This window comes from Pseudomonas sp. S2_F03 (assembly GCF_054668335.1).
This window is the reverse complement of the sequence record NZ_CP162759.1, coordinates 6,287,846-6,301,350: the sequence shown is the minus strand read 5'-3', so window position 1 is coordinate 6,301,350 and position 13,505 is coordinate 6,287,846. Positions and strand designations below refer to the sequence as shown.

Below are 13,505 nucleotides of genomic sequence, written 5' to 3'. Positions count from 1 at the left end.
TGTTACAGCCAGAAACTCACCGCATACCAGCCCAACACACCCATCACCACGGTGTACGGCAACGCCATCCACACCATGCAGCCGTACGACAGGCGAATCAGCGGGGCAATTGCCGAGGTCAGCAAAAACAGAAACGCGGCTTGTCCATTAGGCGTCGCCACGCTGGGCAGGTTCGTCCCGGTATTGATCGCAATGGCCAGTGTCTCGAATTGTTCACGGCTCATGTGGCCGGAGATGAACGCGCGTTTCACTTCGGTGATGTAAATGGTCGCCACAAACACGTTGTCACTGATGGCTGACAGCAAGCCATTGGCGATAAACAACATGCCCGGTTGCTGGTCGGCCGGCAGTGCCAGTACCCACTGGATCAGCGGGGTGAACAATTGCTGGTCGTGAATCACCGCGACCACCGCAAAAAACACCACCAGTAACGCGGTGAAGGGCATGGCGTCCTTGAAGCGCGTTGCCGATACGGTGCTCGTCGGTGATGCCGGTGAAGGCCGTGATCAACACGATCACCATCAAGCCGATCAGGCCGACTTCCGCGATGTGAAACGCCAACCCTGCAATCAGGATCAACGCGGCGGCACCTTGCACCAGTAAGGCGGCACGCTGGCGCGAAGTGCGCTCGGCGTTGTTTCGGCGGCAAAGTTGGCCAGCACCGCCCGAACGTTGTCCGGCAGCAGCGTGCCGTAGCCGAACCAGCGCAGTTTTTCCAGGAGCACGCAGGTCAACAAACCGGCGGCCAGTACCGGCAGTGAGACGGGGGCAACTTTCAAAAAGAAATCGGAGAAATGCCAGCCCATCTCATGGCCGATCAGCAGGTTCTGCGGTTCACCCACCAGTGTGCAGACACCGCCTAACGCCGGGCCGACGGCACCGTGCATCAAAAGACTGCGCAGAAAGGCACGGAACTGTTCGAGGTCGCCATGGTGAAGCGTGGGCAATTGCTGGTCATCGCTGTACTCGCTGTCCTGGCGAGGATCATTGCCCGAGGCAACGCGGTGATACACCGAATAAAACCCCACGGCCGCACTGATAATCACCGCGGTCACGGTCAATGCGTCAAAGAAGGCCGAGAGGAATGCCGAGAGAAAGCAGAACATCAACGACAACAGCGCCTTGAGCGAACCCCCAGCAACAAGCGCGAAAACAGAAACAGCAGCAGGTCTTTCATGAAGTAGATGCCGGCCACCATGAACATCAACAACAGGATGACCGGAAAGTTATGCACCAGTTCGTCATAAAGCGCCTGTGCCGTGGTCATTTTTAGCAGCAGGGCTTCAATCAGCAGCAACCCGCCGGGCATCAGCGGGTAACACTTGAGTGCCATGGCCAGGGTAAAGATGAACTCCAGCACCAGCAGCCAACCGGCCGCAACGGGGCCGACCGTCCACAGCACCAGTGCGTTGAGAATCAGGAAACCGAGAATGCTCGCCTTGTACCAGCGAGGTGAGTGGCCGAGAAAGTTGTGCGCGAACGCCTGGGCCATTGAACCGGACATCGGCTACTCCTTGTTTAAAGAAGCGCGCAACTTGCCGTAACAAGATGGGAATATCAAGTCCGGGAAAGGTAATGGATTACCCGAGATAGCGCACCACAACGGCCTTGTAGTTGCCATCCAGCGAATAACCGCCTACGACGATTCTTCCATCAGCTTGAACCGCTACCGACATAGCGGTATCCAGGCTGCGTCCCAGGCGGGTGCGAACCCAGCAGGTGCCTTCGGCGAAACCGGGGTCCAACTGCCCACCGGGTAAATACCGGGCTAAAGGAAGTCGGCTTCGACGCCGCCGTTAGTGGCGCCAACTGCCAGCACTCGACCATCACCCTGGTGCAGGGCAGCGGTCCATTGGCAACCGCTGCGACCGACTTTCAGTAGTTGTGGCTGGCCGCCGTTGCAGTGAACATCGGGGCGGCCATTGCTGTGTATTTTGAAGGCCAGGCAGTGCATCGGGTCGCGGCTGCTGCCAAAGCACAGCAGGTCGCCATTTTCCATCTCGATGATCTGGTTGACCTGAGCACCGCGCTCTTCAGCCCTGAACGACATAAAGCCATCCACGGCGAAAGAGTCATCCAGACGGCCATCGGGGAGGTAGCGCGCCAGTAAACCTTCAACGGGGAAATTAATCGATCCACCGACCATGATCCGGCCGTCTCGTTGCACCATGAGGCTACTGAGCCAGGAGTTCATCAGCAGGTGCCGGACGATGACAAAGCCGCGGCCATTGAAGGACGTATCCAATTGGCCATGGCGGGTAAGGCGTATCAACAGGCCGACATGATCGGCCAATTCAAAATGGTGGTTGGCAAGCAGCAGGATCCCGCCGTCAGCCAGCACTTGGACGTCGCAGGCTTCGGCGCCTGGAACGCCAGGGGGAAGCCAGACATCGCGGGTGCCCAGGGACAAGTTTCCCGGCAGGCGAATGACACTGATCCCATTGTCACCAAAATGCCTGACCGGGTGACCTTGGGAATCGAACAGCGCCAAGGCTGGAAGCGTTCGGTGAGTGTCTTCATAGTGCAGCCCGGCCACCAGAATGTGTCCGTTGGCCAACAGATGCACTTTGCCCGCCATGGCTTCGAAGCCGCGCTGGAACTGCCCGATAACGCTGCCGTTATGGCCAAATGCAAGGTCCGCCGAACCGTCTTCCAGTAAACGGGCCAGGCCAAAGCAGTTACCACCTCGCAGGCCAACCGTCGCCGCCACCAGCACGCGGCCACTGGCGTCAATTTCCACGCTGTTGGCGATACTTGACGTACTCCCGGCGAAATACACCTGGGCTTTACCGCGGGCGGCGAAACTATTATCGAGATCGCCAGCCATGTACCGCGATACAGGTAGGGCAAAAGCAGTCTGGTGTGGCATGCGCGCCTCTCCTTGCGAGCTGTCCGAAACCCGGGGGCGGGAGGGCAACTGCCTGTGTGAAACATTCAATCCCTGAATGGGTAATCACACAACTGTCATAACTAACAGGCGGAGGGTCGCACTGTGCCAGAACAGTGTCTTTTCGAACCAAAGACAAGTGCGCCAAGTAATTCGAGGCGAAAAAGTTAGAGTGTTGGATGCGCTGTAACTGTTAAAACAGCCAACTAAAAGAAGGCAGGGGGCGGACTACGTTGAAGTAGTCCGCAGAGACCCTTAGTGCGGCATGGACCATGATTGCAGCTGATAACCTTTCTCGCTCAACTCGGCGCGGGCCTGCTGCAGCAGGTGTTCGAGTTGCGCAGGGTCGGAATACTCGCTGCTAGGGATTTGGGCGCGGCTAATGTGGGTGTTGGTGCGGTCGATGATGGTGATGCTGAGCTCACCATTGCCGTCTTGTGGGGCCCAGGCCACGCATTGGAAAGGTTTAAAAGCGCGGTCGGCAATCAAAAGAGCTTCGTTGATACGGAGCGGGGCGGTCATAGGATTTTCTCTCTGTGTGCCCAATCAAGTGATCTGCCGTCGGTTGGGCTTACCGTTCGGCTGGTTACTTGTACTGATGCCCCCAACATGGGGTCAGGTCACACACAAACAAAAGAAATTTCAACTTTCTTTCATATACTCAATGCAGGGGTATTGATTTGAAAGCTGAATGAAAGGTTCAACTCGTTAGGTCACTAACCAAGTCGTTCTTATAACTGTTTAAGCAGCCTCTCTATAGTCAATCGATACAAGGGTGTGTCAAATTCTTGCTAATGTTACAGCCAAGTCCGCCAAATGACTGTTTTTACTAATATTTCCTAAAATTTGGCGCCAAGGAACAGTCATGATCGAAGCGCCTGCGTTACGACGTCTGTTAGTAGTAGACCCCTGTGACGACTGCCATCGTCTGTTACCGGGTTTGCGCTCGGTGGGGTGGGATGTTGATAGCTGTTCCCTGGAGAACGCCGCCGATAGAACCTGCGACGTCGGCCTGTTGCGATTACAGCCCTTTCATCTGGAACGTCCCGAAGCCGTCAAAGAACTGATCAGCCGCAGCGGCACCGAGTGGATTGCGGTCCTTAACCAGGAAGTCCTGCGCTTGCAGAATGTCGGGGACTTCGTGTGCGAATGGTTTTTCGACTTCCATACTTTGCCCTTTGACGTCTCTCGGGTTCAGGTCACGCTGGGGCGGGCATTCGGCATGGCGCGCCTGCGTGGGCAGGGCACGATTCACATCGATCAGCCAGAACACGAACTACTGGGCGACAGCAAACCGATTCGCGAACTTCGCAAGTTGCTGAGCAAATTGGCGCCGACCGAATCACCGGTTTTGATCCGCGGTGAAAGCGGCACGGGCAAGGAGTTGGTCGCGCGCACGCTGCACCGACAGTCCCAGCGTCACAGCAAACCCTTTGTGGCGATCAACTGCGGTGCGATTCCAGAACATTTGATCCAGTCCGAGTTGTTTGGCCATGAAAAAGGCGCCTTCACCGGCGCTCACCAGCGCAAGGTCGGGCGGATAGAAGCCGCGAACGGCGGCACGTTATTCCTTGATGAAATCGGCGATTTACCGCTGGAACTGCAAGCCAATCTGTTGCGTTTCCTACAGGAAAAACACATCGAACGCGTAGGTGGGAGTCAGCCGATTCCGGTGGATGTGCGGGTTTTGGCGGCGACGCACGTCGACCTTGAGGCCGCCATTGAGAAGAAGCGTTTTCGTGAAGATTTATATTACCGCCTGAACGTCCTGCAAGTGGTGACGGCACCTCTGCGTGAACGTCACGGCGACCTGTCGATGCTGGCCAACCACTTTTCCCATTTCTACAGCCACGAAACCGGCCGACGGCCTCGCAGTTTCAGCGAAGACGCACTGATTGCCATGGGCAAACATGATTGGCCGGGCAATGTCCGTGAACTGGCCAATCGGGTGCGCCGCGGGTTGGTACTCGCCGAGGGGCGGCAGATCGAAGCGCGAGACTTGGGGTTGATCAGCCAGCAAGCCTTTGCCACCCCCATGGGCACCCTCGAAGACTACAAGACCCGTGCCGAGCGCCAGGCACTGTGCGATGTACTCAATCGGCACAGTGACAACCTGAGCGTTGCCGCCAGGGTCCTGGGCGTTTCCAGACCGACTTTCTACCGATTGCTGCACAAGCACCAGATCCGCTAGGGCGCGGTGAAACGAAAAGGCCCGCTGCGATTGACGTCGCAGCGGGCCTTTTCCTTGGGCTTGAAACAGTTAGAAGTAGTAAGGGAATTTCAGGCTGAACTGGAAGTCCGGGGCATCGTCCGTCATGCCCATGGACAGGTTGGGTACGATGGTCAGGTTGTCGGTAGCCGCAATGGTCATGCCGATGTTGAAATAACCGGCGTTGGCATCGCTGGCGACCACGGATTCCCAGTCACCCCCATCCTGTTTCAGCTTGCTTCTGCGTTGCACCAGGTCAGACACCGAGAACGACATACTCATCTTTTCGTTCAGCGCGAACGCAATACCGGCGCCGATCTGGAAGCTGTCGCCGATTTGTACTTTGCCTGGCGTTTTCTGGTTGACGGTAGCGCTGATGTCGTCGAAGGACTCTTCGAAGTTGTGGGTGTAAGACAAGCTGCCGAACAACACCGCCGGATCGAAGGTTTTGACCAGCGAAATACCCGGGGTGACCGACCAGACGCCGTTGCCGGTTGGCAGGGTGTCAGGCACGAACAGGTTGGTGTTGGCATCGGTCTGACGCAGCTTGATCCCGAACGGGTCCTTGCCTGTCGGCGCCTTGACCCGCAAGGTGACAACGGCATCCGGGGTATTCACCGATTCGTCCAAGAACTTGTAGGCAATCCCGAAGTTCACGTCGCCAATCGTCGGGTCTCTGGTGACAGTGTCTTCGGTTGTAACGTTGGCCGCGCCCTGGTTGCCGCCGCCGGACTGGTAAGTCGACTCGCGGTAAATCACCGGCACGTTCAGGTCGAACTGCCAGCGGTTGTTGTAGTTGTAGCGACCGGTGAGATCGAGTGTCCAGGTATCGGCCTTGATCCGGTCGAGGTTGATGTTGCCCAGGAAGATCGAGTCCAGTGCCAGGAAACCGTTGAGGATCAGCTGGCGGGTGTCGTATCGGGAGTAAGTGATCCCGGTCTCGACGCTGAATTTGCCGCCGCCAAAGAACCCGCTGGCTTCGTCATACAGGTTGGACACACTCTGTGCCGGTTGTGAATCGTCGGCCAGCGACTGGCCATAAGAACTGCCGCTGCCCCCGGCTGCACCCCCCGATGCCGCTGCTGCGCCGGTCCCTGCGGCCACCGCGTTCCCTCTCATGTCGGCTGGCGACTTGGCCAGACGTTTCGGTGGGGAGCTGCGGGTTGATCCTCTACCTGGCGAACCCGTTGTTCGAGTACCGCCAGGGCTTTTTGTTGTACTTCGTATCGTTGCTTTAACTCCAGAAGTTCCTGCTTCAGGGCCTCTACGTCCGCGTTGGGTGCCGCTTGAAGCATGGCGGCCGGAAATAGAGCACTCAGACAAACTACTGCACGCAGTGATACTGATCGATACATGAATAAGCCGTCCCTTTAAACCCAATGATCGAGACTGAGCGTAGTTCAATATCCCCCCAAGGTACGGAGGGCGTTAAGTTGGGTCAGGTTGCAGTCCAATGCGCCAGCACTCGGGCCATTATTATTGAGTACTACGTTGAGTTGGGTAAGGTTGTTGACCAGGTTGCTGTTGCCCAGCAGCCGGGTGTTTTGTAGTAATCCTCCCTGGGCCACTTGCTGCAAAGCGTTGCCTTGATTGTTGTTGGCAGTGATGGCCATTTGAACGCCACCCCCAGTGGCAGTCACTGCCACGCTACCGGCGGCGTTGCTGCCGCTGATCGTTTGCCCGGCCAGCAAAGCCTGGCCCTGCCCCGGTACAAGCGCCGGTGCCTGGTTAGCTTCCTTCACATCGATCGAAACGTTGTTGTAAGCGGTGTTGCTATCGCCAGCTGCACGCACGCTTTGGGTAATGCCCTGGCTGGTGGCGAGTCCCGCGCCGCCGACTACATTGCCGGTGCCTTGTTCAGGTGTACCACCAGGACCGGAATTACCTGATTGTTTGATGGTTGATACATAGAATTCGGGTTTGATCGTTGCTGCCTGGATCTGCATGGACGTCGCCGCCCCGATGACGTCACCACTGGCATTGCGCCAGGTACTGCTCATTACAACGCCGAAGCTGATAATACGGCCCGGCATCACATAACGACCGCGCAACTGGGCGAGTTCCTGATCCTTTATTTCGATGGGCTTGAATCCATTGGCATAGCCTGATGCGCTCGCTGCCAGACAAACAGCGGCCAGCCAGTATGAGGTTTTCATCTGCTGCTCCCGGAGCATCCTGCTCCAATATCATCATTTGGCGATTAGAAGAAGTCGCTCTGTATGAAACCAAAATCCATCAACTCAGCATCTCTGACAGGGTTGAAGGTATCCAGCTTGTTCTTGGCTGTCAGCGGTACCGGTGGACTGCGTAATGCATTTGTTTTGTCGTAACCGGGACCTACGATAGCGAAGACTATGCCGTTCCAACCTTTGACAAAGTCATCATGGGAGTAGCGTTTGTGTCCGAGTACCGGGTCGCCGATGTAGACCCATTGCTTGTCCGCACGCTGCATCACCACGAAATGCTTGTATCCGCGAATTTCCATCAGTACCACCACCGGAATCGTTACTGCATCGAGCTTTTCAGGTGGGATCTTGTAGCCTCTGGCGCGCATGCCGATGCTTTCTATGTAGCGCTTCATGTCCAGCATGGAGAAACCTTGAGTACGAACAAGGTTCTGGTCAGCGTTGACCAGCATGCCTTTGATGATGTGCTCCTCATCGACGTCGAGCCAATAAGCCTGGCGTAACACCGTGGCCAGTGCGGCGGCGCCGCAGCTGAAATCGGTTTTCTGTTCGACGATGTCGGCAAACTTGCGCTCACGCAAACTCTGTACCTGCTTATAGACCAGCACGCCACCAGGCAGGGCGGCCACTGGCATCTGTGCGGCCTGAGTCAGGCCAGACAGGCAGAGTAGGGCGAAAAGGGCAGTCTTGCGCATGATCGATTACGCCTTTGCGGACTGTGGAAAAGCCCCGTTTCCGGGGCTTTCATTGCGATCGCGATTACAGGCAGGCTTTGCAACCTGCGGCGATGGACAGCGAGTTGCTTTGTTGGTTGCCGTTACCGGCCGATACGTTGGCTCCGCCATTACCGGAGAAGTTGTTCATCGAGTTGGTCATTGCAGCATTGTTGGTCACAGGGTTTTTCCAGCCGTCTGGGGTCAGCACTTGTTGAGTGGTAACACCGGCCAGGCCGAATACGCCGACTGCAACGAAGTCAGATTTGACTGTGCCATCGTCGTGACCGCCACCATGACCGCCCCCTCTGTTGTCATTACCATGGCCATGATCATGATCATCATCAGCAGGTTTAGACACTGCTTTGCCTGCTGCTACAAACCCGCCAGCAGCATGGAAGGTGCCTTTGAGCTCGTCTTTCTTGTAGGTCTGAGTGCCATAGTTAGACACGGAAAGACCACTGGAGGGTTGGTTAGCTTCAGCGGCTGCTGCGGCTACACGACCGCCGGATACAGCAATGGCCAGGTTGTTTTTCTGTTGGTTGAAATCGCCGGCGGTTACGTTGATGCCGATGTTGCCGGAACCACTGTTGCCTGCGTTGTTCAGGTTTGCGTTGTTGGTATTAGAGTAGTTGAGAACGGTGTTGCCGGTGTTGTTTTGAGTCGCGCTGGAAATAGCGACTGCGGAGCCGAAGATAAAGCTTTCGTCAGCAGTGGCCAAAGCGGCGGCGTTGTCTTGTTGGTTGCCGTCACCGGCTGCAACGTTGGCGCCCATGTTGCCGTTGGAGTTATTCAACGAGCTGTCAGCTCTAGCGTCGTTTTTGGTGCCTTGGTTCAATACCCCGTTGTCACTGCTGTCCTGTTGGTCCATCACAGTGGCGCCGGCACCGGCAGAGATTGAAAGCATTTCTTCAAAAGTAGGGTGCTTAGGCTGATGGTTGTTATGCCCGTTGCCGTGACCGTTGCCATGACCGTGATCATCATCACGACCGCCTGCTTGTGCTGCGATTGCCATCACTGCTGCGAGAGCGAAAACCAGTGGTTTTAAGGCCATTGTAGGTTTCATGGTGTTTCTCCGTGCTTATTAGTTGGTTAAGTGTTGGTACTTTCTAATCGCACTGCGTTTGGGTCAGTCAGCGACCCGGATGCTGAGGGTGTTAGCCATTCGGTTCCCCACCCCAGCACTCTGGTTCACCTGGATAATCCCCCGGCTGCCGGTGAAGGCCTGGTCGCTGGTAACGACCTGGCGACTGCCGGTTTGGGGTCCAGTTGCTCCTGAGTTTGGTAACAACGCCACGTTCTGCTGGGACAGGGCGCTATCGTCGACGCTCTGCGGTGCAGCACTGATGCTGACGCGCATTGCGTTGGCCATTTGGTTGTTGGCCCCGGCGCTCTGGTTAACGCCCAGTACACCGTTGCCATTACTGAAAGAGGTGCCACCGATCGTGGATGTAGCGTTCATCGAAGGGTTGGCGGGGGGTATCGATTTTCTGGTTGATGTGGGTGGACGCGCCGGCATTGGTGCCGATGGCGATAGCCCGGGTGTTGGTTTGTTGCAACTGATCCCCGGCCGCCTGGTTGACGTTGAAGTTGCCTTTGTACTGGACGCCGGAATCCTGGATGTTGGCGTTGTTCATGCTGGCGACGCCGGAGTCGGCCATGGCGCTTGCGCTGGCGAACAGGGCGAGGAAAATGAGGCTGCGATTCATGTCATTGACCTCCGGCCATTCTGGTCAGTGGGGCCAGGCCGGAGCTCATTGCCCGATTGATGGTTCCGGAAATCGCGGCACCACTGCCACCACCGTGACCGGCGCTCATACCAGGCATGCCGTTGGGGTTGGTGACGACGTTAAGGCCAGGCATGCTGTTCGTGGTTGGATTGATGTTGCCGCGAATGGATGAACCACTGGCCACGCTGGCGAACTCACCGTCGCTCAACTCAGTGTTGGTCATGGTTGTATTGATGCGTTCCGAAGGGTTGGCATTGACCGTGGTTGGATAGGGGTCTTTGCCGCCGTTACGGCCAATGGGGATAGGCTGGACATCGCGCTTGAGAGTAATGACGCCATTGCCATCGGCCTGAGCGTTCAGGCTGAGTACCGAACTGGCGGCACATCCGATCAGCAACAGGTATGAAATGCCTTTATTGAATGTCCCCACGGCAGCAATTCCTTCTTTTGTGGGCTGGCCCTAGTCAGCGTTGGGAAGGAGAGAGCGAAAGCTGTGCCGCTTTTTAATTGTTGTTTTAATTCAATGAGTTAGTCGTTTTTGAGAAGTGAGCGATACGTTTGCTGTTTCATGCGTGAGACAGCCAGGGCGAGGTTTTACTGACTAATCCCGACGCAAAGCTCTAGCACGGGGGTTTGCGCTGATGTGTTTCAACGGTTTAACAAGCACCATGACAAGATGATGAAGAGCGCTGAAACAGCCTGTTTGCGGGCAGATGAGTGTTTCAGGAGTGGACACCTTTTCCCCAAAACAGGGGGAATCACTGGGGAAATCACCCCAATGAAGGCTCAGCAATCCAGCAGGTGGCTCACCGCTTCAATCGCCTGAAACCGCCGTTGTGTCCAGCTTCCCTGAATAATCTGAAACGGCTGGCAGTGTTGTTCGAGCCAGGTCTGGGTCGACGTGAAAAATGCCAGGCGCTCACTCAGTTCGGGCTGACAACGCTGGCCGTCGTCCGTCCACTCGACCTGCTCCGGTGACAGCAGCAGGTGCAGATCGTAATGGCGGGCCAGCAACGCGGGCTCAAGCCATGCAGGGCAGTCGCCAAACAAGGTGTTGCTCCACAGGATATTGCTCAGCAAATGGGTGTCGAGAATTAAAAGTCGAGGCTGTCGGGAACGTGCTTCATCTTCCCATTGCAACTGGCCACGGGCGATCTCAGCAATATCGCCCAGGCAGGTGTCGCGGGGATTTTGTTCGATGAACCAACGCACGAATTCATCGACTCGCACGCCGCCAAAATGACCTTGTAACTCGGCCGCCAGCCAGCTCTTGCCGCTGGATTCGGGCCCCGTCAGCACCAGCACCTTCATGTGCGTAGCGCCGGGTCGGCCCGCCATTCACGCCAGCCTTGCACTGCCAGCAGCAGGAACAGTGCATAGAGGGCACAGGTGATGTACATGCCTTTGTAGATAAACAGCCCGACGAAAACCACATCGACGGCAATCCACAGTGGCCAGCATTGCACGCGTTTTTGCGCCATCCACATCTGTGCAACCAGACTGAAGCCGGTCAGTGCGGCGTCGAGCCAAGGCTGGGCGGCATCGGTCCAGTGCGCCATGGCGGCGCCCAACAGCGCACTGCCCAGCGCGCCGACCGCAAGGCCAAGGGCTACCGACTTGCCATCGAGGCGACTGACCTGCCGACCAGTTTTCGCCTCGCCTGCGCGGGTCCATTGCCACCAGCCATAGAGTTGCAGCGCGGCGTAGATCACTTGCAGGAGCATGTCCGAATACAGCTTTACCTCAAAAAAGATCCAGCTATAAAGCAGCACCATGACCAGACCGATCGGCCAGCACCAGGGGTTCTGTTTGACGGTCAGCCAGACGGCGATTACACCGAGGGCAGCGGCAAACAGTTCAAGCCCGGACATGGAGGTTCCTTGGGAAAGCGAAGTGGGGGCGGATTGTACCGGCACCCGCCGCCAAGTAGAACCAGCGCTGTAGCAGCTGTCGAGCAGCGCGAGGCTGCGTCCGGGGCCCCACGACGTGTCAGGACAGCCGCGTTCGCAGGTTTACGACGACTTCGTCACCGCCCGCAGCCGCCCGCAGCCGCCCGCAGCCTCGCGCTGCTCGATAGCTGCTACAGGGGGGTTACACGCGAAATTGCTTGAGCAACCCGTTCAACTGTTCGCTCAGGTCTTTCAATCGCACACTGGCCACGCTCGATTGTTGCGCCGCCAGCGCGGTGCTGTGGGACAACTGTGCAGCCTGGGTCACGTTCTGATTGATGTCTTCCACCACATGGGCTTGCTGCAACGTCGCACTGGCGATCGATGCGTTCAACCCGTTGAGGTTACGTAATGCCTGGCCGATTGCCGTTAAACTCGCACCGGCCAGCCCGGCCTGTTCAATGGTCAGTTGCGATGCCCGGCTACTGTCGCCGATAACCTTGACCGCCGCTTCCGAGTGGTTTTGCAGGCGCTCGATCATCGACTGGATCTCCGCTGTCGACTTCTGCGTGCGCTGGGCCAACAGGCGCACTTCATCGGCCGCCACCGCAAAACCACGCCCCTGTTCACCGGCCCGCGCAGCCTCGATGGCAGCGTTGAGGGCGAGCAGGTTGGTTTGTTCGGCGATGGAACGGATCACCTCCAGGACGCTGCCGATCTGCGTGCTTTCTGTGGCCAGGGTACGAATCACTTCCACGGCTTGATCGATGGTGCCGGACAGTTTGTCGATCTGCTGCAAGCTTCCGTCAATGTTGATCTGTCCCTGCTGCGCCTGAGACTCGGCATCGCGCATCTCGCTGGCCGCATGCTCGGCGTTCTTGGCCACATCCTGTACGCCGTAGGTCACTTCGTTGATCGCTGTGGCCACCAGCTCCATTTGCTGTGATTGCTGCTGACTGCGCTGCTGGGCCTGGGTGGCGTCATTGCCCAAGTCACTGGACGATTGCCCCAGGTCACTGGCGGACACCTGCAATTGGGTAATGACCTGGCGCAACTTGCTGGTAAAGGCATTGAAGTGTCGCGCCAATTGCGCCACCTCGTCGTTGCCATGGGTTTCTAGGCTGCGGGTCAGGTCACTTTCCCCGCTGGCGATATTGGCCATGGCATTCACCGTTTCCTGGAGCGGACGCACGATACTGCGCGCAATCAGCATGACCAGCAGGGCCATCACCAGGGCAATCACCACGCCGAGGGACGTCGCCTTCCAGACCTGGCCATAAAACTCCGCCTGCATGTCATCGATGTACACGCCCGACCCAATCACCCAGCCCCAGGGTTCGAAGAGTTTGACGTAGGAGGTTTTTTCTACCGGAGCACTGGCGCCTGGTTTCGGCCAGCGGTAATTGACCACGCCGGCGCCCTTAGCTTTGGCCACGGCGACCATTTCGTTAAACACCGCGAATCCGTCCGGGTCACGAATGGCCGACAGGTTCTGACCGTCGAGTTTGGGATTGGCCGGGTGCATGATCATCACCGGCGTCAGGTCGTTGATCCAGAAGTAGTCATTCTGGTCATAGCGCAACCCGCGAACCGCCGTCAGCGCCTGCTTTTGGGCGGCCTCACGGGTGAGGGTGCCCGCAGTCTCCAGGTCATGGTAGTAATTCAGAATGCCGCTGGCGGTCTGCACGACGTGCTGGGTTTTCTGGGCCTTGGCCTGATAAAGGTCGTCGTGAATCTGCTTGAGCATCAGCATGCCCAATGTCAGTAGCATCACCACCGACACGATCAAGATGAGCCACAAGCGCCGGCTGATCGACACACTGCGTAAGCTGTTCATAACGCTGTCACTCCGATTTCTTTTTCTTGTAATAAACGATTGCCAGCATCCAAC

9 protein-coding genes and 4 pseudogenes are annotated in these 13,505 nt (G+C 57.1%); 1 reads left to right on the top strand and 12 read right to left on the bottom strand.

Translation table 11 applies throughout. The features are described from left to right. Positions 1-2: 2 nt before the first annotated feature. The 3 genes and pseudogenes from nhaB to AB4N76_RS29550 form a co-directional block, all read right to left on the bottom strand. Positions 3-1,504, bottom strand: a pseudogene (gene nhaB, locus AB4N76_RS29560) (sodium/proton antiporter NhaB). A 76-nt stretch (positions 1,505-1,580) separates the two neighbouring features. Then, positions 1,581-2,869 (bottom strand): annotated as a pseudogene (locus tag AB4N76_RS29555) (hypothetical protein). Between the two features lie 273 nt (positions 2,870-3,142). Next, the gene (locus AB4N76_RS29550) at positions 3,143-3,409 is read right to left on the bottom strand and encodes a hypothetical protein (RefSeq protein WP_046033094.1); all 267 of its coding nucleotides are present in this window, start codon (positions 3,407-3,409) and stop codon (positions 3,143-3,145) included. Between the two features lie 343 nt (positions 3,410-3,752). Here AB4N76_RS29550 and AB4N76_RS29545 point away from each other — a divergent pair, with 343 nt between their 5' ends. Beyond that, complete coding sequence (locus AB4N76_RS29545) at positions 3,753-5,078, top strand: sigma-54 dependent transcriptional regulator (protein WP_046033095.1); 1,326 nt, start codon at positions 3,753-3,755, stop codon at positions 5,076-5,078. Positions 5,079-5,147: 69 nt separating this feature from the next. On the opposite strand, the pseudogene AB4N76_RS29540 reads toward AB4N76_RS29545, so the two are convergent. From AB4N76_RS29540 to AB4N76_RS29500, 9 genes and pseudogenes are all read right to left on the bottom strand, one after another. Next, positions 5,148-6,451 (bottom strand): annotated as a pseudogene (locus AB4N76_RS29540) (hypothetical protein). 45 nt (positions 6,452-6,496) lie between these two features. Continuing rightward, the gene (locus tag AB4N76_RS29535; RefSeq protein ID WP_460163925.1) at positions 6,497-7,270 is read right to left on the bottom strand and encodes a hypothetical protein; all 774 of its coding nucleotides are present in this window, start codon (positions 7,268-7,270) and stop codon (positions 6,497-6,499) included. A gap of 26 nt (positions 7,271-7,296) precedes the next feature. Further along, positions 7,297-7,977, bottom strand: coding sequence for a C39 family peptidase (locus tag AB4N76_RS29530; RefSeq protein WP_046033098.1), 681 nt, complete (start codon positions 7,975-7,977; stop codon positions 7,297-7,299). A gap of 64 nt (positions 7,978-8,041) precedes the next feature. Continuing rightward, entirely contained in the window at positions 8,042-9,061 is a 1,020-nt protein-coding gene (locus AB4N76_RS29525) for a heme utilization protein (RefSeq protein ID WP_460163924.1), read from the bottom strand. A 63-nt stretch (positions 9,062-9,124) separates the two neighbouring features. Further along, positions 9,125-9,704 (bottom strand): annotated as a pseudogene (locus AB4N76_RS29520) (adhesin). Position 9,705: 1 nt separating this feature from the next. Next, positions 9,706-10,155 (bottom strand): hypothetical protein, encoded by a 450-nt coding sequence (locus tag AB4N76_RS29515; protein WP_046033101.1) that lies wholly within the window; start codon positions 10,153-10,155, stop codon positions 9,706-9,708. A 356-nt stretch (positions 10,156-10,511) separates the two neighbouring features. Further along, entirely contained in the window at positions 10,512-11,036 is a 525-nt protein-coding gene (locus AB4N76_RS29510; protein ID WP_046033102.1) for an AAA family ATPase, read from the bottom strand. After that, positions 11,033-11,596 (bottom strand): nicotinamide riboside transporter PnuC, encoded by a 564-nt coding sequence (gene pnuC, locus AB4N76_RS29505; RefSeq protein WP_046033103.1) that lies wholly within the window; start codon positions 11,594-11,596, stop codon positions 11,033-11,035. The genes AB4N76_RS29510 and pnuC overlap by 4 nt, the downstream gene beginning before the upstream one ends. 220 nt (positions 11,597-11,816) lie before the next feature. Then, positions 11,817-13,451: a methyl-accepting chemotaxis protein gene (locus AB4N76_RS29500; RefSeq protein WP_460163923.1), complete on the bottom strand. Its 1,635-nt coding sequence runs from the start codon at positions 13,449-13,451 to the stop codon at positions 11,817-11,819. Positions 13,452-13,505: the final 54 nt, after the last annotated feature.

What these genes read in the sequence shown, in the direction of transcription:
- AB4N76_RS29550 (WP_046033094.1), bottom strand. Translation starts at nt 3,409, where the DNA reads ATGACCGCCCCGCTCCGTATCAACGAAGCTCTTTTGATTGCCGACCGC.
- AB4N76_RS29545 (WP_046033095.1), top strand. Translation starts at nt 3,753, where the DNA reads ATGATCGAAGCGCCTGCGTTACGACGTCTGTTAGTAGTAGACCCCTGT.
- AB4N76_RS29535 (WP_460163925.1), bottom strand. Translation starts at nt 7,270, where the DNA reads ATGCTCCGGGAGCAGCAGATGAAAACCTCATACTGGCTGGCCGCTGTT.
- AB4N76_RS29530 (WP_046033098.1), bottom strand. Translation starts at nt 7,977, where the DNA reads ATGCGCAAGACTGCCCTTTTCGCCCTACTCTGCCTGTCTGGCCTGACT.
- AB4N76_RS29525 (WP_460163924.1), bottom strand. Translation starts at nt 9,061, where the DNA reads ATGAAACCTACAATGGCCTTAAAACCACTGGTTTTCGCTCTCGCAGCA.
- AB4N76_RS29510 (WP_046033102.1), bottom strand. Translation starts at nt 11,036, where the DNA reads ATGAAGGTGCTGGTGCTGACGGGGCCCGAATCCAGCGGCAAGAGCTGG.
- pnuC (WP_046033103.1), bottom strand. Translation starts at nt 11,596, where the DNA reads ATGTCCGGGCTTGAACTGTTTGCCGCTGCCCTCGGTGTAATCGCCGTC.
- AB4N76_RS29500 (WP_460163923.1), bottom strand. Translation starts at nt 13,451, where the DNA reads ATGAACAGCTTACGCAGTGTGTCGATCAGCCGGCGCTTGTGGCTCATC.